This is a genomic window from Paenibacillus sp. CFBP 13594 (assembly GCF_014842675.1).
Classification (GTDB): Bacteria; Bacillota; Bacilli; order Paenibacillales; family Paenibacillaceae; genus Paenibacillus; species Paenibacillus amylolyticus_B.
This window is the reverse complement of the sequence record NZ_JACYVQ010000015.1, coordinates 110,810-129,523: the sequence shown is the minus strand read 5'-3', so window position 1 is coordinate 129,523 and position 18,714 is coordinate 110,810. Positions and strand designations below refer to the sequence as shown.

The window sequence follows — 18,714 nt, the reverse complement described above, 5'->3', positions numbered from 1 at the left end:
GCAAACGCCTTGCATCGATTAAGAATCAAAGCTTTCGTGCAGGGTTTTTCCAGAATCTTGAAAATACGTGCGGACGCCAGCCTGAATGAGCATCTTGTCACCTGATTCAAGTGCTTCAACGAGCAAACGATGCTTTTCAATTACAGCGCTTACTTTCTGCTCGCCTTGAACAAAAACTCTGCGCGTTGTGAGCAGCATCACGGTCATCACAACATATCGAATGCTCTTCCATAGATGTGAAATACGGGAATGCTGAGCAGCTTCAATGATGGTCTCGTGAAAAACGAGATCCTGATAGGCAAATTCGACGGCGTCCTGATGCCGTCCCGCAAGTTGCATTTTGTCAATCACGTTACGTAGCTGGGTGATTAATGATTCTGGGACATCACCAGCAAGTCGCTGCTGCACAAAACTTTCAATCAGGAAACGGACATCATACAATTCTTCGACATCCTTGATTCGTAGTCCGATGACAACAACACCCATACGTTCAAGTCGAATCAGTCCTTCATTAGACAAAGTTCGTAATGCTTCACGGACAGGTGAACGACTGCTGTCAAAATCAGCCGCAATTCGGTTTTCCGACAAAATCTCTCCAGGTCGAAGGGTACCGCTGATGATCCGCAGCCTTAATTCGCAGGCAATGGCTTCACCACGGGAAGCCCCTTGAAGCCAGGAAGAAGGAAATAACATATGGCTAACGCTCCTATTAATAAGTAATCAGTTCATTACTGATCATAGCATAACTATTTTGCGGACTGGACATTCAGTTCAATCCATAGTCTGTAGCTACAAGCTAACGGCTAATTGTTTTTTTCAAAGGACTACTTGTATACAAGATGTGATTTTTATCCTACACCTTTCTCAAAAGCTTGTAAACCTTAATTGAAGCGGATACAACCGGATTAGAATTCGACGATATTTATAGCCTATAATCATTATCCACATGTGAATAACTTCAAACAGGATGTCATAAAGGAGATAGCAGGTATTGGAGGGTGTGGATAACTGTAAACGCTGAAAAATGGTGATCTTTATCAGGGTCTGGGGATAACTTTCAGGACTGTCTTCGGGGCTTGATAATGGTATTGAAGTGAACGGACTGTGGTCATTGCTTTGGGTGGGATGGAGAGTGTATATAAAAGAGGGAGAAGCCTTGCGCCATGCAGTTGACTTTTCCAGGTGATCATGGTTAAATATATAAAGGTGTTTTCTGTGAAGATGAAAGTGATTCATCACATAAGTATTTCCTTGTGAGGAGGTGCAATACATTGAGACCTACATTCAAACCGAACGTTAGCAAACGTAAAAAAGTTCATGGTTTCCGGAAAAGAATGAGCACGAGCAACGGCCGTAAAATTTTGGCCGCACGTCGCCTTAAAGGCCGTAAAAACCTGAGTGCTTAATGCATTGAAGACCACCGAGGTGGTCTTTTTTTTCTTAATTTGGATCATTTCAGACTGGATGCTGGTACAGATCAGGTCTGAATGGTCTGCGAAAAAGCTCTGAATATACATCTATGTATGTTGAGTGAGTTTTCCATTTTCGAAAACTTACCTTATATAGAGATGAATGTTGGTTCGGTTAAATGTCCGATCTACTATCATCCCGGATGAATGCTTGTGTGGCTCATATGGCCGTTCAACCATCATCCCAAATGAAGTTGTCGCCAAGACGGTTTACCGTCATTCAAGAAAGCCTATACTAAATCAGTAATGAGGCCTCCGTCAATAACATTGGTGGAGAACAGCAAGGAGAAGCGCCGTGTATAAAAGACTGCGTCTACGAAACCGGGCGGACTTTAGCCGCGTATACCGGTATGGGAAATCGTTTGCCAATCATCAATTCGTGGTGTATGGTTGTCGCCGTAAAGATACGGAACAATTTCGGGTCGGCGTATCATGCAGCAAGAAAATCGGAAACGCTGTCGTACGCAACCGGATGAGACGCATGATTAAGGAAATTATTCGTCATCATGAGCATGAGATCGTCACGCAGATGGATCTGATTTTTATCGTCAGAAAAGGTGCACTGGACATGCCCTATAAGGAAATGGAAAAAAGCCTGCTGCATGCGCTGCGTAAGGGCTCTCTTTTGAAGTCGGGCAAGCGGTAAGCTTCGGTTTATTTGTCCTCCTAATTATGGTATGATTTTACGATGGAATGGATTGGTTAAGAGAGGGGTTATGAAGTGTCGCGATTGAAGACATCAAAGGGGAAGTGGATTCTCCTCATTGCAGTCATTGCAATGGTCACCGTACTCGCCGGATGTACTCCACAAGGAGCCGGGGTTACTACGGAAGATCTAAAGAACAGTGGCTCATTCTGGCAAAGTAATGTTGTATATTGGTTTTCACTAGCGCTCGATACTTTCGCCAACTGGTTCAACGGTGAATATGGACTGGCCGTCCTCGTGATGGTGCTTATTGTACGGACATTGATTTTACCATTAACAATGAAACAAGTCCGTAGCTCCAAAGCTATGCAGGCGATTCAGCCGCAGCTGAAGGAGATTCAAGCGAAGTTTAAAGATACACCTGAGAAAGTTCAGCAAGAAACAATGAAGTTGTTCCAGGAGAACAAAGTTAATCCGATGGCCGGTTGTCTGCCGCTTATCATTCAGATGCCGATTTACATCGCACTTTATAACTCAATTTACGGAAACTCCAGTCTGAGAACGCATGATTTCTTGTGGCTCCAGCTCGGATCACCCGATCACCTGTTTATTTTGCCAGTGCTGGCTGCCATCACAACATTCATTCAAACATGGATGATGATGCGTATGAACCCTGCACAGCAAGTGGGTCCGATGCAGTTTATGCTGTGGGTATACCCGATTTTGATCTTCGTGATGTCTTATCAGTTCCCGTCAGCACTTCCGCTGTACTGGTTCTACAGTAACATCTACACGATCGTACAAAACTATTTCCTTTACCGGAATAATGATAAAATCGTGGCTGAGGTCAACGTGAAGCAGAATAGCTCTTCCAAAAATGGAGCTAAACGCAAAAACGGTGGCAAAGCGACCGTCTCTGGAAAAGGGTCGAAAGGGGCCAAAAAATCGAAATGACCAAAGTCATTACGTCAGGAAAAACCGTTGAAGATGCTGTAAACCAAGGATTGACCGAGCTTGGCGTAAGTCGGGACAAGGTCGAGATACAAGTGTTAGAGCAGCCGTCAAAAGGATTCCTGGGTTTGTTCGGGGTGAGGGCGGCCAAAGTTGAAGTGAAATTGTTGCCTGTACCGGAAGTTGTTCCACAGCCGATCAAGCCAGCTGCATACAAATCTGAGGTAGATGCATTACTTGAGGATGTTGCAGCTAAAAATCCCTATGAAGAAGCGGCTGCTTTCTTGAAAGAGGTCGCAGCAGGTATGGGACTGGATGTTGAAGTGCATATCAAAAAACAGCGGGATGGACATATCTTCAATATTGCCGGCGAAGATCTGGGCATGATTATTGGCAGACGTGGACAGACGCTGGATGCGCTTCAGTATCTAACGAACATTGTAGCGAACCGATATTCGGAAAGCTTCGTTCGAATTGTGCTCGACGCGGAGAATTTCCGTCAACGTCGGCGGAAGACACTGGAGGATCTGGCTGAACGGTTGGCTGGGCAAGCAATCCGTACCGGTAAGGAAGTTGTACTGGAGCCAATGCCTCCGCTCGAACGAAAAGTCATCCATGCAAAACTGCAAAATCACCCGCAGATTAAGACGTTAAGTAAGGGCGAGGAGCCTAATCGGCGTGTGGTTATTACGACGAAATAACACGAAATTGAAGACGCAATGGCTTCCTGCCCGGTGCAGAAGCCATTGCTTTTTTCGTACAGAAGCAATTTGATAAGGTGCGTAGAACAAGTAAAGAGTGAACTTAATACGATAAGCAGCATGTCATATGATATATCATTAATAGATTTGAAAATGGATATGGCGTCCTTAAAGGGATGGCAATTTTAAAATAGAGCAAGGAGAGATAACCATGATCAGTGATACGATCACAGCGATATCAACGGCTGTCGGAGAGGCGGGTATCGCCGTGATCCGGGTCAGCGGCCCGGAAGCAGTGTCGGAGACGGAAAAGATTTTTCGCAGCAAAACCCCTTTAACTCAGGCAGCATCTCACACGGTTCATTATGGTCATATCATAGATCCCGTTAATGGGGAAAAGATTGAGGAAGTATTGGTTACGGTCATGCGAGCACCACGCTCGTTCACAACAGAAGATGTCGTGGAGATCAGTGCGCATGGCGGTGTAGTGTCTGTAAAACGGGTCATGGACCTGTTGTTGCAGCTTGATATTCGTCTGGCTGAACCCGGTGAATTCACAAAGCGTGCTTTCCTTAATGGGCGGATTGACCTGTCTCAGGCTGAAGGTGTCATGGATCTTATTCGTTCCAAATCGGACAGAGCTTTCTCGGTTGCATTGAAACAGGTTGAAGGCAAACTATCCTCCAAATTGCGTGATCTACGATATACACTGGTGGAAACACTGGCTCATATTGAAGTGAATATCGATTATCCCGAGCATGATGTGGAGTCGTTAACGTCTGATTTTATTAAAGAAAAGTCCAGTCACGTTATGACTGAAATTGATAAATTGCTGACTACAGCAGAGCAAGGAAAGATCCTGCGAGAAGGTATCACGACGGCTATCGTTGGACGACCTAACGTAGGTAAATCCTCATTAATGAACACACTCGCTCAAGATAATCGGGCTATCGTCACGGACATTCCAGGAACAACTCGTGATGTGATCGAGGAATTCATTACGATCAATAATATCCCACTGAAGTTGCTGGATACGGCAGGAATCCGGGAAACAATGGACGTTGTAGAGAAGATCGGGGTAGAACGCTCTCGCTCTGCGGTAAGTGAAGCCGATCTGATCTTAATGGTTGTGAATGCTGCGGAGCCACTTCATCCCGATGAGATTGAATTATTGGAACAAATCCGCGGTAGACAATCGATAATCATTATGAATAAAATGGACTTAACGCCACAGGTGGAACGTGACGTGTTGCTTCGTTACATTCCGGAAGAACGGCTTGTACCGATGTCGGTGAAAGATGATCTGGGTGTGGATCGACTGGAAGATGCCATCTCTACGCTATTCTTCAGTGGTAAACTGGAGTCCGCAGACCTGACCTATGTCAGTAATGTGCGTCATATTGCTTTGCTCAAAAAAGCGAAGCAATCCCTGGTGGATGCCTATGAAGCAGCAGAGCAGTTCATTCCAATCGATATGATACAGATTGATGTTCGTTTGGCGTGGGAGCATTTGGGCGAGATTGTTGGGGATACAGCACATGATGCATTAATTGATCAGATTTTCTCCCAGTTCTGTCTAGGAAAGTAAAAAAATATACTGCCGATTGACTTAAATCGTGGTGTATGATAGAAAGGTACAATTTCTGCCTGTTGTCAAAGGATAGAATGATATTGTAGCCATTACGTGTTGGTTTCATATAGATAGGAATGCAAGTTCCGATTAACGGTTAGAAGTAGTCTCATTATTGTAGAACATGATCCGTCTGTGTGAGTTACATCAAATGCAGCGGAATAAGGAGGTAAACGGGAATGGCTTTTGATGGCGGCAGTTATGATGTAATCGTCGTTGGTGCAGGACATGCTGGTGTAGAATCCGCGCTGGCCGCAGCTCGTATGGGGTCCAAAACACTAATGATTACGATCAATCTGGACATGGTGGCCTTTATGCCTTGTAACCCATCTATTGGGGGACCGGCCAAAGGACATGTTGTACGCGAGATTGATGCACTTGGTGGAGAAATGGGACGGAATATCGATAAAACCTTTATTCAGATGCGAATGCTTAACACGGGCAAAGGGCCTGCTGTTCACGCGCTTCGTGCTCAGGCAGATAAATTCTCCTACCAGCATAAAATGAAGGAAACGATGGAGAATGAACGTAATCTGACGATGCGTCAGGGTATGGTTGATCGACTAATCGTTGAAGATGGAAAATGTGTAGGCGTTGTGACTCAGACCGGAACAGAGTATCGGGCTAAAGCAGTCGTTCTAACGACAGGCACATATTTGCGCGGCAAAGTGATTATGGGCGAGTTGATGTATGAGAGTGGACCAAATAATCAACAACCCTCTCTTAAATTGTCAGAGAATCTGCGTGAACTGGGCTTTGATCTGGTTCGTTTCAAAACGGGTACACCACCACGCGTGCATAAGGATACGATTGATTTTAGCAAAACCGAAATTCAGCCTGGTGATGACAAGCCGAAGTTCTTTTCCTATGAAACAGAATCTTCCGATAATGAGCAGTTGCCTTGCTGGTTGACGTATACATCTGTGGATACACATCAGATTATTAATGATAATCTGCATCGTGCTCCGATGTTCTCGGGGCTTATTGAAGGAACCGGACCACGTTATTGCCCTTCCATTGAAGATAAAATTGTTCGTTTCAGTGACAAGCCGAAACATCAGATATTCCTTGAGCCGGAAGGCAAGAACACATCCGAGTATTACGTACAGGGGTTGTCTACGAGTATGCCAGAAGACGTTCAACTGGCTATGCTGCGTTCAATTCCAGGTATGGAAAAAGTGGAAATGATGCGTAATGGTTATGCGATTGAATACGATGCGATGGTGCCTACACAATTGTGGCCTTCACTGGAAACTAAACGTTTACCAGGTCTGTTTACGGCGGGTCAGATTAATGGTACCTCCGGTTATGAAGAAGCAGCAGGACAAGGTGTTATGGCTGGAATCAACGCTGCACTCAAAGTACAGGGGAAAGAGCCGGTAATACTGGATCGTTCCCAAGGTTATATTGGCGTGCTGATTGATGATCTGGTGACAAAGGGTACAAATGAACCGTATCGTCTGTTGACTTCACGCGCTGAGTATCGTCTGTTGCTTCGCCATGATAATGCAGATATGCGTTTGACGGAAATCGGACATGACATTGGCCTGATCCCTGAAGAGCGTTATGCGAAATTCCTGGATAAAAAGGCGAAAGTCGAGCAAGAAGTCGCACGTCTGAAAGTGGCTAAAGCTCGCCCGGTTGAAGTGAATGCCAAGCTGGAAGAGTACGGATCTACACCTATTCAGGATGGCAGTACGTTGCTTACCTTGCTGCGCCGCCCGGAGCTGGGGTATGAACTGATTGAACAGCTCTCACCATCTGAGGTAGAACTGACAGCAGATATGAAAGAACAAGTGGAAATACAAATTAAATATGCGGGTTATATTGAGAAACAGTTGATCCACGTGGAACGTTTGCAAAAGATGGAGAAAAAGAAAATTCCGGACACTATCGTATATGATGAGATTCATGGTCTTGCTATGGAAGCCAAACAGAAGCTCACTATGATTCGTCCAATCTCGATTGGTCAGGCTTCTCGTATTGCTGGAGTTACTCCTGCCGACATCTCCATTCTGCTGGTCTACCTGGAGCATTATAACCGTGTAACCGCAGCAAGGGGACAATAATGGACGATATTCAACAGCAACTGCAGCGGCGCTTAAAGAAACATGGATTAGAGCTGGGCGAACTCCAGTTGGAGCAATTCGAACTGTATTATCAGGAACTGGTATCCTGGAATGAAAAGATGAATCTGACGGGCATAACGGATCGGGAGCAAGTGTATACAAAACATTTCTATGATTCGGTATCGTTGGCCTTTTATACAGACATGACCAAAGTGAATAAGCTTGCTGATATTGGATCAGGAGCAGGTTTTCCGGGATTGCCACTGAAAATCTGTTTCCCGCATATTAAGCTGACGATCATTGATTCATTAAATAAACGTATTGGCTTTCTACAGCATGTGGTAGATATCCTTGGCCTGACTGATGTGGAATTGGTCCATGGACGTGCTGAAGAGATTGCACGCAAGGAAGGGTATCGTGACAGCTACGATCTCGTTACGGCGCGTGCAGTAGCCAAGCTGGCTGTGCTAAATGAATTCTGTCTTCCTTTTGTTCGTAAAAGTGGAATATTCGCTGCCATGAAGGGTGGAGATCCGCGTGAAGAAATGAAGGAAGCGGAGTTCAGCTTCAATCAGCTGAAAGGACGGGTTAAGGCCGTTCATCCATTCCAGCTGCCGGTTGAAGAATCAGAGCGTCACATCATTCTGATTCAGAAATTTGATAAGACACCATATAAGTATCCGCGCAAACCAGGCACTCCAATGAAGACTCCGCTGATATAGTTGCCTGATGGTTTTGAAGTGAGTCAAAACGAAATAGAATTATAGACATAGATAAAGAGGATGTTTCACGTGAAACATTCTCTTTTTTTGTTTTCTGAAATGGAGGACTGGATCAACATTACAAATACTTCGTATTACATATCCCTTAAAGAAATTGTAATGATGAATTTCACGCACAGTAACTCATGAACAATTTCATTAATTGAATGTGTGCAAGTCGTCATATTTCCAATATTCACAAAGAAAAAGCAGGAAAATTAGCAGAGTTTAAAGAATAGGTAAGCATAGGATTATGATAGAAAAGATGATAGAATAGAAGTATCCGATCCTGGGTCACAGCGATCATAGATTATATGTATAGATAGATGGATATGCGTTCGATGTTGCATGACAGGAAGCGTTACGAAAGGCAAAACTTATTCCAAGAACGATGCATGTGAAAGGTCGCTTATTGAATAAGAAGCACCTGCAAAGACTGTGGGAGCTATTACGAAACTAGGTGGTAATCTGCGGAATGAAAGAACAATTTTCGAAGTTGTTTGGTTTGGCGGAGCGCAATAACGGAGATGAGATCAAACAGATTCCGGTTAATGAAATTGTGAGCAGCCCATATCAACCCCGTACTATTTTTGATGATGATAAAATTGATGAGTTGTTGCAGACGATCAAAACACATGGTGTAATTCAGCCTATTGTCGTTCGCGTGCGAAATGGATCATATGAGATTATTGCCGGGGAACGTCGCTGGCGTGCAGTTCGAAAATTGGGTTTGGATACGATTCCGGCTATTGTGCGTGAATTCAACGACTCTCAGGCCGCATCCATTGCACTGATTGAGAACTTGCAGCGGGAAGGATTGACTTCCATTGAGGAAGCTGTCGCTTATCAGAAGCTGATCGACTTGCATCAATTGACACAGGAAAGTCTGGCACAACGACTCGGCAAAAGCCAGTCAACCATCGCAAACAAAATTCGGTTGTTACAGCTTCCGGAGGGCATTAAGGCCGCATTGATGGAACGCAAAATTTCTGAACGGCATGCAAGAGCATTACTTTCTCTGGATACGGAAGAACTGCAGATGAAGTTGCTCGGTGAAATTATTGAAAAAGAATTAAATGTGAAACAGACAGAGGCACGTGTTGCCTTCTACAAGGAATCTTCTAAGATTAAAAAATCTAGACGTGTTTCCTTTACCAAGGATGTAAGGCTTGCACTTAATACAATTCGCCAATCCATTGATATGGTAACTGGTTCTGGTCTGGACATCAAAACCAAAGAAGCAGACCATGAGGATCATTATGAGATCGTTATCCATATTCCAAAACGCAAATAATTGAAGCTTATGGCGGCAATGGGCCGCTTTTTATGTCTATAAAGCAAGTTAGGTCTGACATTTATAAAGAACGGTCGGTATATTGATGGAACGGTAGTTGTTGTTTGTGTGGACGATAGTCGCCTGCTTTTTGTTAACAATATCTCACAACCTACAGAAAAGACTCCTATTTTATTTGAGGTGAAGTAATTGTCTAAGATTATGGCCGTAGCAAATCAAAAGGGCGGTGTGGGGAAAACGACGACATCTGTTAACTTGGGTGCAGGACTGGCTTCACTCGGGAAAAGAGTATTGCTTGTCGATATTGACCCTCAGGGGAATACAACCAGCGGAGTCGGAATCAATAAAGCAGATGTGGCTAATTGTATATATGATGTCATTATTAATGAGGTTCCTCCTCAAGAAGCGATTGTGGAGACTCAGATTGAAGGCCTTCATATCATACCTGCAACGATTCAGCTTGCCGGAGCCGAGATCGAATTGGTGTCCACGATATCACGGGAAGTTCGCCTGAAAAAATCACTCGCCATGGTGAAAAAAAACTATGATTACATACTGATCGATTGTCCACCATCCCTTGGTATGTTAACGATCAATTCGTTGACTGCTTCCGATTCGGTGATCATTCCGATTCAGTGTGAGTATTATGCACTTGAAGGATTAAGTCAGTTGCTCAATACGGTTCGTCTGGTACAGAAACATCTGAATACATCCCTGCAGATTGAAGGGGTATTGCTGACGATGTTTGATGCACGGACCAATCTGGGGATTCAGGTTATTGAAGAAGTGAAAAAGTATTTTCAACAAAAAGTATATCAAACAATTATTCCGCGTAACGTACGGCTTAGTGAAGCACCATCTCATGGTCAATCCATTATCACGTATGACCCTCGTTCAAGAGGGGCGGAAGTGTATTTAGAGCTCGCAAAGGAAGTGATTTCTTATGAGTAAGCGGCTTGGAAAAGGTCTTGATGCCCTCATTCCTTCGCTTTCAATTAATGACGATGATAAAGTCGTAGAAATCCCGATTAGTCAACTGCGGGCTAACCCCTATCAACCACGTAAAGTATTTGATGAGGGCGCAATACATGAACTGGCTGAGTCCATTCGTCAGCATGGTGTCATACAACCCATTATTGTTCGTCCTGTATTGCGAGGTTATGAGATTATTGCCGGAGAACGACGGTTCAGAGCTTCGCAATATTGTGGTAATGCCACGGTACCGGCTGTAGTCCGCAACTTCAGTGATCAGCAGGTAATGGAGATTGCGTTGATCGAGAACCTGCAACGGGAGAATCTGAACGCCATGGAAGTTGCAGTTGCTTATCAGGGGTTAATGGATCAATTCGCGTTGACTCAGGAAGAGTTGTCTGTAAAAGTAGGTAAATCACGTTCTCACATTGCTAACTTCTTGCGTCTGTTATCGTTGCCTGAAGAAGTAAAAGACCATGTTTCACGTGGAACATTATCTATGGGACATGCACGTGCGATCGTTGGTGTGAAAGACGAGGTTGTGGTGAAGCAACTTGCCAAACAAACCATTGATCAGCAATGGAGTGTACGTGAGTTGGAGGAAGCTGTTCAACAATTGGATCGCTCCAAAACAGGTGAGGCTAAAGCCAAATCGAAGTTGAAAAAGAAAGATCCATTCATTGATACATTGGAAGAATCTCTGCGTGAACGTTTCAAAACAACAGTGAAAATCAAGCACAATAAAGATAAAGGTAAAATTGAGCTCAACTACTACAGTCAACAGGATCTGGAACGGCTATTGGAATTGTTACAATAACAGTCGGTTCTATGATTCATTAACAACATGCGGGGCTTACTCATGTCATGACATATCGCCTCTGTACCATGGAGAAACGATATGTCATTCTTTGTTTATAGGGTTATGTGCACTACGTGCAGGGGAATTATTAATTTATGGGACAGAGGTGGTTGTGAGGTGGAGGGAGTTATCTATCTAGATCATGCAGCAACATCTTGGCCCAAACCACCTGCTGTCGGTGATGCGATGTTGAGTGCATTGGAGATTGCCGGAGCAAATCCTGGCAGAGGAAGTCACCGGATGGCTGTTCAGGCAAGTCGTGTATTGTTCGAGACGAGAAAATCCATATCCAATATCTTTGGAATCAAAAATGCGAATGATATTGCATTCGGATCAAATACGACAGAAGCACTGAATCTGGCGATTCAAGGCTCACTCAGAGAGGGCGACCATGTGATTGCCACCATGGCTGAACATAACTCAGTCAGACGACCACTAGAGTATATGCGCAGACTCCGAAATGTGGAGATTGATTATGTACCTGTTGATGCTGCGGGAGCCATTGATCTGATGCAAATGGAACGTATGTTTTGTTCCAATACCAGATTGGTGGTATGTACACATAGTTCCAATCTACTTGGCAGTATTCTTCCAATTGGAGAAATTTCGCTCCTATGTCGTAAACATCAGGCGATCTTATTGGTAGATGCAGCGCAGAGTGCTGGGGTTATGCCTGTGAATGTACAACAATTGGGCATTGATATGTTGGCTTTTCCAGGGCACAAAGGATTGCTTGGTCCTCAGGGTACAGGGGGCTTGTACATTGCACCAGGGCTCGATATAGAGCCTTTACTTCATGGAGGAACAGGAAGTCAGTCAGAAGCTCTGGAGCAGCCAAAGGTGCGTCCTGATCGGTATGAAGCGGGGACGCCGAATACAGTCGGGATCGCAGGGCTGAATGCGGGTGTGAAGCATGTACTTGAGATGACACCAGCGGTCATCTACCAACATGAGTGGGAACTGACCCAACATATGATGGATGGGCTGTCATCCGTTAAGGGCATTCGAATGCTTGGTCCAGAGATTGGACAGCCACGCACCGGATTAGTATCTTTTACTGTAGATGGGTATGATTCGGCACAACTCGCTTTCCGATTAGATCGGAATTATGGGATTGCGGTTCGCTCCGGTTTTCATTGCACACCGCTTGCACATGAATCTGCTGGTACAACTGCTACCGGAGCAGTAAGGGCCAGTGTGGGATACAATTCAACTAGAGAGCATGTGGATGCACTCGTTAAGGCAGTGCTGGAATTGACTGGAGCAGACTAGATTAGAGTTGAAATGATGAACTCATTGGATACAGGGCTGCTTGATTAAGCTTATGGATATCGGGTTGATTTATAATGAATGATAATATTACAGGACAGACGTTAATCTGATCAAAAATATAGAGGGGTAGTTGCAATTACATGGCTGAATTAAACGAGCTGATTCTGGAACAGCTGTTATGGATTATTGGCGGAATGGCATTACTTACGGTGATCTTGCTGATTGTGAGTATTGTTCAAGGGGCGAAGTTACGAAAGTTTAAACGTAAATATGAAGCCATGATGGCTGGCAGTGGAGTAGAGGACCTGGAATCGTTGCTGGTTAATCTGAAAATTCAGATGGACAGCATTGAGGATGAACACAAACTGCAAACGAATCAGCTGCAAGTTGTCATGCAAAAGCTGACCCGCATTCAAGGTAAAGTTGGCGTGAAAAGGTACAATGCATATGGAGAGCGTGGCAGTGATCTGAGCTTCTCCATGGCCATGATTAACGATAGCCAGGATGGCATGATTCTTACGGGGATATATAACCGCGACGGTTCTTATGTATATGCCAAACCTCTTAAAGGGGGAGAGTCCACGTATACTCTGTCCCCAGAGGAAAAGGAAGCTATTACTCTGGCACAGCAAGCAGAGTAGAACGTGTATGCCATTCCCGAATGGCCGAGTACAGACTGCTGGAAATAATCTCGGACATGCGCATAACAAGACTGAGCCGTGTGTTCTGTAAAACAAAGTATTCCATAAAGCCGCCGACGTTAACGATACCTGTCAGATGGATATCGCCGACCGGCGGTAATTCTTTATTTACCCCCGCACCCGGCTTGAGTGGACCATTCACAACTTGAATGCATCCCACACTGGATGACTGCCCAAGACAGGCGTCGATGCCAATCACATAAGGGTTATGGTGTGTTTTCTGTATGTTGTGGAGTGTATCTTGCAGGTTCATCGCATGGACTGGTTCATCCAAGGTACCATATAGATGGAATAAAGGGCTGTCCCACTTGGAAAGGGCTGATCCGACCAGAGGACCAAGGCAGTCGCCTGTTGAGCGATCTGTGCCGATGCAGACAATCACTACATTTTGCAGAGAATGGGCTTTATAGAGATGGAACATTAAACGATGGGTAATGGCTGAGTGAATACCTGGATCGGTATGGGGGATTTTCAAACTGGTCATGTCTTGTGATGAAAAGGAACGCGAAGTAGGATTCATAGGATCTATCCTTTCCCTTGGAATAGTAGTAACAGTATATGGAAAGGTAGAGCGTTTTATACTTCACGAGGACAAGCTTTTTCTCTAGGGTTGGACGTATGGCGAAAGGAGCCGAACATGGACGAATGGATTAACGATTGGATGCTGATTGCGTTTGATTCAACCCAGCAGGCACTGCGTGCTGAAATGCTGCTGGAGTTTGCTGAGATAGAGATTGATTTGTTCCCTACACCAAAAGAAATTACAGCAGGGTGTGCGTTATGTATTCAGTTTCCAAAGGAGGATCTGGAGCGAGTGCAAAAGATCATTCGTAACGAGTTCGTAGAGATCCGAGGCCTCTATTTCAAAACAGAAGACAGCTATGATAACATACCGATGTAGAGGAGGCATGATGGATGTTGCCATTTCAGTTTGCTCAAGGGACTACAGTTAGTGGTACCGCAACCGCCGTTGGTGAAGCCCTTCGTTGGACGGATAAAGTATGGAACAAAATTGCAGATCCCGATATGTGGCTTAACATAATGTTCAGCTCAATCCGGATCATCATTATTTTTATCATCACCCGTATTGTCATTAAGGTGGTCTATCGAATCATAGATCGTTCCATGGAACGCAAGCAGGAAGGCAAGATTCGCGTGAATCCGCGCAGGTTCGTAACCGTAGGGGAACTGTTGAAAAATGCGACCTCCATAACATGTAATTTTATTATGATTCTGCTACTGTTATCTGAGATCAATATCCAAGTTGGACCACTACTCGCGAGTGCGGGTGTGCTCGGGCTTGCCATTGGTTTTGGTGCACAGGGTCTGGTCAAGGATGTTATTACCGGTTTCTTCATTATATTGGAGGATCAGTTCGCTGTGGGGGATGTTATTCAGACGGGAACCTACAAGGGAACGGTTGAAGTGATCGGACTTAGAACAACAAAACTGGTCAGCTGGCAAGGTGAGGTACACATTATCCCAAACGGGGCGATTGCAAGTGTAACGAACTACTCCATGTCGAATTCGCTGGCGGTAGTGGATATTCCGATGAAGGCGGACTTAAGTCTCGATGAGTCAGTACATTTGGTGAAAAAGTCTTTGGTTGGGATTGAAGAGCGTGATCTAAATATTGTGAAGGTGCCGGATGTGCTCGGTATACAGTCGATGTCTACATCTGAGTATGTGGTGCGAATTGTGGCTGAATGTATGCCTAACTCTCGTGCTTCGGTGGAACGTCAGATTCAGGGCGATGTGAAAAAAACGCTGGAGTATCATGAGATGAGCAATCAAGCCGTATTGGAACAGGCAGTAGCTTTGGAGAAAGATGAGGGGGATGGCACAGGTGGAGCGTAAAAGTTTCCAGCTTGGGGATATCGTGCAGATGAAGAAGCAGCATCCCTGTGGTAGCAATGAGATGGAGATCATTCGTATGGGTATGGACATTCGGATCAAGTGTGTCGGATGTAAACACAGTGTGTTGATTCCAAGAGCGAAATTTGAGAAAAACATGAAGAAGGTACTGCGTTCAGCCGAAGATTTCACTGAATCCTGAGCTTGCAACAATTCGGTATGCAGTGTGCGTAATAACGTTTACATGCAGGCTCCGTATGAGTGTTGCGTTCTGTAAATGATCATGCTATAATCAATAATGCTGCGGAAAGGTACCCAAGAGGCCCAAGGGGGCTGACTCGAAATCAGTTAGGCGTGTCACAGCGTGCGTGGGTTCGAATCCCACCCTTTCCGCCACTTCAATTGTAACTTACTCAATACACATTGAGTTTAATAAAAAGATCGATAAGAAGACTTTCCATTAGGAAAGTCTTCTTTGTATAACGTTTTATTGAACATGTATTGAACATGTATCCATATCAGATTCATCATTAATGACTCGAACGAAAAATAAAGAGCCCCGAAGGGCTCTTTATCCGGCGGTGCATTTGTTTGTTAGGAAACAATCGGTCGTAACAATCAGACACTTGGTGTACTGCACGAAGCAATACGCGTGCTTCAGACGAAGGGCCTTACTACACATAACCACTTGCTTCTTAAATTACGTGATGAATCTCCAACAGCGAATGATCGGCTTCGTTGTCCAACGGAACCACACCTCTCTCGTGCACCGCCTGATTGTATTATGTGCTTTATTCCGTTTTATATACATGGATCGTAAAAAAAGTATTGCGATTAATGGACGCGGGCTTTGGTCAGCTTCTTCCACTTGCGATTATGATTGCTTGTTTCAGGAAAAGCTTCACCTTTTTGCAGCGTTACCCGCTTCGGGTTTTGAATTTCCGTGACAAAGCTTTTTTCCCCAACTTCCGTGTACTCTCCATCGTTTGGGGCTTTGTCTCCTGGTTCAAACTCGGTTTTTTCACCCATGATAAAACCTCCTCTGCAGATTATGTTACTTTGTTGCTTCTGTAGTGTGCTCCATAGCCGGGCTGATCATGTGCCAATATGTACAGGGAACGTTTGCTTGCACTTTGACTCGGTATTTGTTATATTAATATAGTTCGAGTTTGTGCTCGTTCCTTGCTCTCAACCTAGATTGAGGGCCAGAGTCCATAAGGAGGTGAAAATTATGCGCAAATATGAAGTGATGTACATTATTCGTCCTGACATTGAGCAAGAAGTTGTTCAAGCTACAGTCGATAAATTCCAAGGCATCATCTCCAACGGCGGTGGTGAAGTTACAGCTCACGACGTTATGGGTAAACGCCGTCTTGCGTATGAGATCAAGAAATTCCGTGATGGTTTTTATGTTCTGGTACATTTCACTGCTGAACCAGCAGTTGTAACTGAACTTGAGCGTCTCATGAAGATTTCTGACGAAGTAATTCGTTATCTCATTACCAATGACGTTAAGTCTGCTTAAGACAACTCGTGATTAACGCACCAATACGCTCTGAAGGAGGGGATTACATTGTTGAACCGTGTCATTCTGATCGGACGGTTAACCCGGGATCCTGAGTTGCGTTACACTCCAGCAGGAGTAGCAGTTACGCAATTTACTTTGGCAGTGGACAGACCGTTTACAAGCCAAGGGGGAGAAAAGGAAGCCGATTTCATTCCGGTCGTAACCTGGAGACAGCTTGCCGAGACTTGTGCGAACTACTTGCGCAAAGGACGCTTGGCTGCAGTCGAAGGACGCATTCAAGTACGGAACTACGAGAATAACGAAGGAAAACGTGTATACGTGACCGAAGTTATTGCCGATAATGTCCGTTTCTTGGAGTCAGCTAACCGTGATAACAGCGGTGGCGGCGGTGGGCAACCAATGCGTGAAGAGCCTTCTTATGGAGGCGGCGGACGCGCGAACAATAACAATAATTCGCGTAGCAACAATCAGGATCCTTTTTCCGATGACGGAAAACCGATTGATATATCGGATGATGATTTGCCATTTTAACATGAGCTGATACTCTTAGGAGATATGGGTTACATGATAGGAAAGGACTGAAAAGCATGGGCTTCAAGCAAAGAGAAGGCGGAGACAACGATAAAAGACCGGCACGTCGTGGCGGCCGTAATAAACGTCGTAAAGTGTGCTTCTTCACAGCTAACAAAATTACTCACATCGATTATAAAGATACGGACTTGCTTCGTAAATTTATCAGCGAACGTGGAAAAATTTTGCCACGCCGTGTAACAGGTACTAGCGCTAAATACCAACGCATGCTGACGATTGCAATCAAACGCTCCCGTCAAATCGCATTATTGCCATACACAACTGAGTAGTCTTTACTCAGCTTGCATACGAAGCAGTCGGCTTATAGCCGGCTGCTTTTTTGTATATATCAATAGAAGTATTAGAAATAACGATCCAATCTAACAAACGGAAAAATTCAATACTGTGGTGATAGAAGCATTCAAGGCTCAAATGAATTATAATAGAGTCTAATCTACTGAAAAGGTTCAGGCAGCAGGAATAGCTGTTTGTTTCAGAATAAACACCAGGAGTGGATATGAATACATCAAAACGTAAAGGCAAACAGAGAAAAAAGAGTCTGAAAAACTGGATTATAGCTACTCTTTTACTTTCCATTATATATGTGTGGTTACAGCAAAAAGGCGATATAGATAACATGTGGCCCGGGACAACAATCCAAGAAGCTGTGCCAATCATCGGCTTACATCCTGTGGTAGCAGAGAATGAGAAGTTATTGGTACGTAAGGCAGCCAGACGTGGAATAGAGATTGTGATCACCCACGGCTACCGAAGTTCCGAGGAGCAAGATGCACTATTCAACCAAGGACGCTCAAGCGCAGGCAATATCGTTACTAATGCGCGTGGTGGTGAGTCATATCATAACTACGGATTAGCAATTGATTTTGCATTGAGGACGCCTGAGGGTGATGTGGTGTGGGATATGGAACGGGATGATAACGGCAATGGCAAGGCAGACTGGATGGAAGTTGTGGACCTCGCCAAAGAGTTAGGTTTCACTTGGGGTGGAGATTGGGCAAACTTTCCGGACTATCCTCACTTGCAGATGGATTTTGGTTTGAGTATTAATGAGTTAAAACGTGGTAAAAGACCTCCTGACTCTCAGTAAAAGGTGTTATATATACACTTAAATGAATAATTATTAGATAAGCTCTGCATTATGCAGGGCTTTTTTCTTTCTTTTGTAAAATAAATGATAAAAGATGACAATTTGGTCTTTACATTAGCAAATAAATAAAACTATACTAGATTAACTAGATTTTTTACTTTGATCGCACATATTATTTCAATTGTAAGCATAACGGCTCTGATTAAATAAAATTTAGCTATAGATCGAGATATAATCATCACTCATATATGTAACATTTACCTCACGCAAAATTAAGATTGTCTACTTAATACAAAGCATACACATACACTAGATGTAACTAGTATGTT

At 44.2% G+C, this 18,714-nt stretch carries 22 protein-coding genes and 1 tRNA gene; 20 read left to right on the top strand and 3 right to left on the bottom strand.

The genetic code is table 11. The features are described from left to right. Positions 1-18: 18 nt before the first annotated feature. Positions 19-693, bottom strand: a complete 675-nt coding sequence (locus IFU39_RS30300) for a GntR family transcriptional regulator (RefSeq protein WP_017691412.1) — start codon at positions 691-693, stop codon at positions 19-21. A 578-nt stretch (positions 694-1,271) separates the two neighbouring features. On the opposite strand from IFU39_RS30300, the gene rpmH reads away from it, so the two are divergent. The 12 genes from rpmH to IFU39_RS30240 all read left to right on the top strand — a co-directional run bounded on the left by rpmH (position 1,272) and on the right by IFU39_RS30240 (position 13,265). Continuing rightward, the gene (gene rpmH, locus IFU39_RS30295; RefSeq protein WP_017691413.1) at positions 1,272-1,406 is read left to right on the top strand and encodes a 50S ribosomal protein L34; all 135 of its coding nucleotides are present in this window, start codon (positions 1,272-1,274) and stop codon (positions 1,404-1,406) included. 358 nt (positions 1,407-1,764) lie between these two features. After that, positions 1,765-2,115, top strand: a complete 351-nt coding sequence (rnpA, locus tag IFU39_RS30290; RefSeq protein ID WP_091012193.1) for a ribonuclease P protein component — start codon at positions 1,765-1,767, stop codon at positions 2,113-2,115. Between the two features lie 75 nt (positions 2,116-2,190). Continuing rightward, positions 2,191-3,069 carry a YidC/Oxa1 family membrane protein insertase gene (locus IFU39_RS30285; protein WP_036671883.1) on the top strand — a complete coding sequence of 293 codons (879 nt, stop codon included), beginning with the start codon at positions 2,191-2,193 and terminating at the stop codon, positions 3,067-3,069. Next, positions 3,066-3,767 carry an RNA-binding cell elongation regulator Jag/EloR gene (gene jag, locus IFU39_RS30280; protein ID WP_036611977.1) on the top strand — a complete coding sequence of 234 codons (702 nt, stop codon included), beginning with the start codon at positions 3,066-3,068 and terminating at the stop codon, positions 3,765-3,767. The genes IFU39_RS30285 and jag overlap by 4 nt, the downstream gene beginning before the upstream one ends. A 211-nt stretch (positions 3,768-3,978) precedes the next feature. Next, positions 3,979-5,355, top strand: a complete 1,377-nt coding sequence (gene mnmE, locus IFU39_RS30275; RefSeq protein WP_192136360.1) for a tRNA uridine-5-carboxymethylaminomethyl(34) synthesis GTPase MnmE — start codon at positions 3,979-3,981, stop codon at positions 5,353-5,355. 221 nt (positions 5,356-5,576) lie between these two features. Further along, entirely contained in the window at positions 5,577-7,466 is a 1,890-nt protein-coding gene (gene mnmG, locus IFU39_RS30270; RefSeq protein WP_091012194.1) for a tRNA uridine-5-carboxymethylaminomethyl(34) synthesis enzyme MnmG, read from the top strand. Continuing rightward, complete coding sequence (gene rsmG, locus IFU39_RS30265; protein WP_074092898.1) at positions 7,466-8,188, top strand: 16S rRNA (guanine(527)-N(7))-methyltransferase RsmG; 723 nt, start codon at positions 7,466-7,468, stop codon at positions 8,186-8,188. Before mnmG ends, rsmG begins: the two co-directional genes overlap by 1 nt. A gap of 514 nt (positions 8,189-8,702) precedes the next feature. Continuing rightward, on the top strand, positions 8,703-9,521 hold the full coding sequence (gene noc, locus IFU39_RS30260; protein WP_091012196.1) for a nucleoid occlusion protein: 819 nt from the start codon (positions 8,703-8,705) through the stop codon (positions 9,519-9,521). Between the two features lie 189 nt (positions 9,522-9,710). Further along, positions 9,711-10,472 (top strand): ParA family protein, encoded by a 762-nt coding sequence (locus IFU39_RS30255; RefSeq protein WP_024629525.1) that lies wholly within the window; start codon positions 9,711-9,713, stop codon positions 10,470-10,472. After that, positions 10,465-11,310 (top strand): ParB/RepB/Spo0J family partition protein, encoded by an 846-nt coding sequence (locus tag IFU39_RS30250; protein WP_017691423.1) that lies wholly within the window; start codon positions 10,465-10,467, stop codon positions 11,308-11,310. The genes IFU39_RS30255 and IFU39_RS30250 overlap by 8 nt, the downstream gene beginning before the upstream one ends. Before the next feature lie 159 nt (positions 11,311-11,469). Beyond that, the gene (locus IFU39_RS30245) at positions 11,470-12,624 is read left to right on the top strand and encodes an aminotransferase class V-fold PLP-dependent enzyme (RefSeq protein ID WP_192136359.1); all 1,155 of its coding nucleotides are present in this window, start codon (positions 11,470-11,472) and stop codon (positions 12,622-12,624) included. Positions 12,625-12,764: 140 nt separating this feature from the next. Continuing rightward, positions 12,765-13,265, top strand: a complete 501-nt coding sequence (locus tag IFU39_RS30240; protein WP_036611960.1) for a DUF4446 family protein — start codon at positions 12,765-12,767, stop codon at positions 13,263-13,265. On the opposite strand, the gene yyaC is transcribed toward IFU39_RS30240, so the two are convergent. Further along, a complete protein-coding gene (gene yyaC / locus IFU39_RS30235) occupies positions 13,240-13,845 on the bottom strand; it encodes a spore protease YyaC (RefSeq protein ID WP_036611957.1) in 606 nt (201 codons plus the stop codon). The genes IFU39_RS30240 and yyaC overlap by 26 nt on opposite strands. A gap of 117 nt (positions 13,846-13,962) precedes the next feature. Here yyaC and IFU39_RS30230 point away from each other — a divergent pair, with 117 nt between their 5' ends. The 4 genes from IFU39_RS30230 to IFU39_RS30215 all read left to right on the top strand — a co-directional run bounded on the left by IFU39_RS30230 (position 13,963) and on the right by IFU39_RS30215 (position 15,575). Beyond that, positions 13,963-14,226, top strand: coding sequence for a DUF3343 domain-containing protein (locus IFU39_RS30230; RefSeq protein WP_017691427.1), 264 nt, complete (start codon positions 13,963-13,965; stop codon positions 14,224-14,226). Between the two features lie 14 nt (positions 14,227-14,240). Next, entirely contained in the window at positions 14,241-15,182 is a 942-nt protein-coding gene (locus tag IFU39_RS30225; RefSeq protein WP_192136358.1) for a mechanosensitive ion channel family protein, read from the top strand. Next, a complete protein-coding gene (locus IFU39_RS30220) occupies positions 15,172-15,381 on the top strand; it encodes a DUF951 domain-containing protein (RefSeq protein ID WP_105600632.1) in 210 nt (69 codons plus the stop codon). Before IFU39_RS30225 ends, IFU39_RS30220 begins: the two co-directional genes overlap by 11 nt. Positions 15,382-15,484: 103 nt before the next feature. Beyond that, positions 15,485-15,575 (top strand) — tRNA-Ser (locus IFU39_RS30215). 438 nt (positions 15,576-16,013) lie between these two features. On the opposite strand, the gene IFU39_RS30210 is transcribed toward IFU39_RS30215, so the two are convergent. After that, positions 16,014-16,208 carry a YjzC family protein gene (locus IFU39_RS30210; RefSeq protein WP_036671877.1) on the bottom strand — a complete coding sequence of 65 codons (195 nt, stop codon included), beginning with the start codon at positions 16,206-16,208 and terminating at the stop codon, positions 16,014-16,016. A gap of 202 nt (positions 16,209-16,410) precedes the next feature. On the opposite strand from IFU39_RS30210, the gene rpsF reads away from it, so the two are divergent. The 4 genes from rpsF (at position 16,411) to IFU39_RS30190 (ending at position 18,385) form a co-directional block, all read left to right on the top strand. Next, positions 16,411-16,704 (top strand): 30S ribosomal protein S6, encoded by a 294-nt coding sequence (gene rpsF, locus IFU39_RS30205; RefSeq protein ID WP_036611944.1) that lies wholly within the window; start codon positions 16,411-16,413, stop codon positions 16,702-16,704. 48 nt (positions 16,705-16,752) lie between these two features. Then, positions 16,753-17,238, top strand: coding sequence for a single-stranded DNA-binding protein (gene ssb, locus IFU39_RS30200; protein WP_017691432.1), 486 nt, complete (start codon positions 16,753-16,755; stop codon positions 17,236-17,238). A 56-nt stretch (positions 17,239-17,294) separates the two neighbouring features. After that, positions 17,295-17,567: a 30S ribosomal protein S18 gene (gene rpsR, locus IFU39_RS30195; RefSeq protein WP_017691433.1), complete on the top strand. Its 273-nt coding sequence runs from the start codon at positions 17,295-17,297 to the stop codon at positions 17,565-17,567. A gap of 227 nt (positions 17,568-17,794) precedes the next feature. Then, positions 17,795-18,385, top strand: a complete 591-nt coding sequence (locus IFU39_RS30190) for a M15 family metallopeptidase (RefSeq protein WP_192136357.1) — start codon at positions 17,795-17,797, stop codon at positions 18,383-18,385. Positions 18,386-18,714 lie beyond the last annotated feature (329 nt).

Excerpts from the sequence above, each read along its gene's own strand:
- IFU39_RS30300 (WP_017691412.1), bottom strand. The coding sequence starts at position 693 with ATGTTATTTCCTTCTTCCTGGCTTCAAGGGGCTTCCCGTGGTGAAGCC.
- jag (WP_036611977.1), top strand. The coding sequence starts at position 3,066 with ATGACCAAAGTCATTACGTCAGGAAAAACCGTTGAAGATGCTGTAAAC.
- mnmE (WP_192136360.1), top strand. The coding sequence starts at position 3,979 with ATGATCAGTGATACGATCACAGCGATATCAACGGCTGTCGGAGAGGCG.
- mnmG (WP_091012194.1), top strand. The coding sequence starts at position 5,577 with ATGGCTTTTGATGGCGGCAGTTATGATGTAATCGTCGTTGGTGCAGGA.
- rsmG (WP_074092898.1), top strand. The coding sequence starts at position 7,466 with ATGGACGATATTCAACAGCAACTGCAGCGGCGCTTAAAGAAACATGGA.
- noc (WP_091012196.1), top strand. The coding sequence starts at position 8,703 with ATGAAAGAACAATTTTCGAAGTTGTTTGGTTTGGCGGAGCGCAATAAC.
- IFU39_RS30250 (WP_017691423.1), top strand. The coding sequence starts at position 10,465 with ATGAGTAAGCGGCTTGGAAAAGGTCTTGATGCCCTCATTCCTTCGCTT.
- IFU39_RS30240 (WP_036611960.1), top strand. The coding sequence starts at position 12,765 with ATGGCTGAATTAAACGAGCTGATTCTGGAACAGCTGTTATGGATTATT.
- yyaC (WP_036611957.1), bottom strand. The coding sequence starts at position 13,845 with ATGAATCCTACTTCGCGTTCCTTTTCATCACAAGACATGACCAGTTTG.
- IFU39_RS30230 (WP_017691427.1), top strand. The coding sequence starts at position 13,963 with ATGGACGAATGGATTAACGATTGGATGCTGATTGCGTTTGATTCAACC.
- IFU39_RS30225 (WP_192136358.1), top strand. The coding sequence starts at position 14,241 with ATGTTGCCATTTCAGTTTGCTCAAGGGACTACAGTTAGTGGTACCGCA.
- IFU39_RS30210 (WP_036671877.1), bottom strand. The coding sequence starts at position 16,208 with ATGGGTGAAAAAACCGAGTTTGAACCAGGAGACAAAGCCCCAAACGAT.
- rpsF (WP_036611944.1), top strand. The coding sequence starts at position 16,411 with ATGCGCAAATATGAAGTGATGTACATTATTCGTCCTGACATTGAGCAA.
- rpsR (WP_017691433.1), top strand. The coding sequence starts at position 17,295 with ATGGGCTTCAAGCAAAGAGAAGGCGGAGACAACGATAAAAGACCGGCA.
- IFU39_RS30190 (WP_192136357.1), top strand. The coding sequence starts at position 17,795 with ATGAATACATCAAAACGTAAAGGCAAACAGAGAAAAAAGAGTCTGAAA.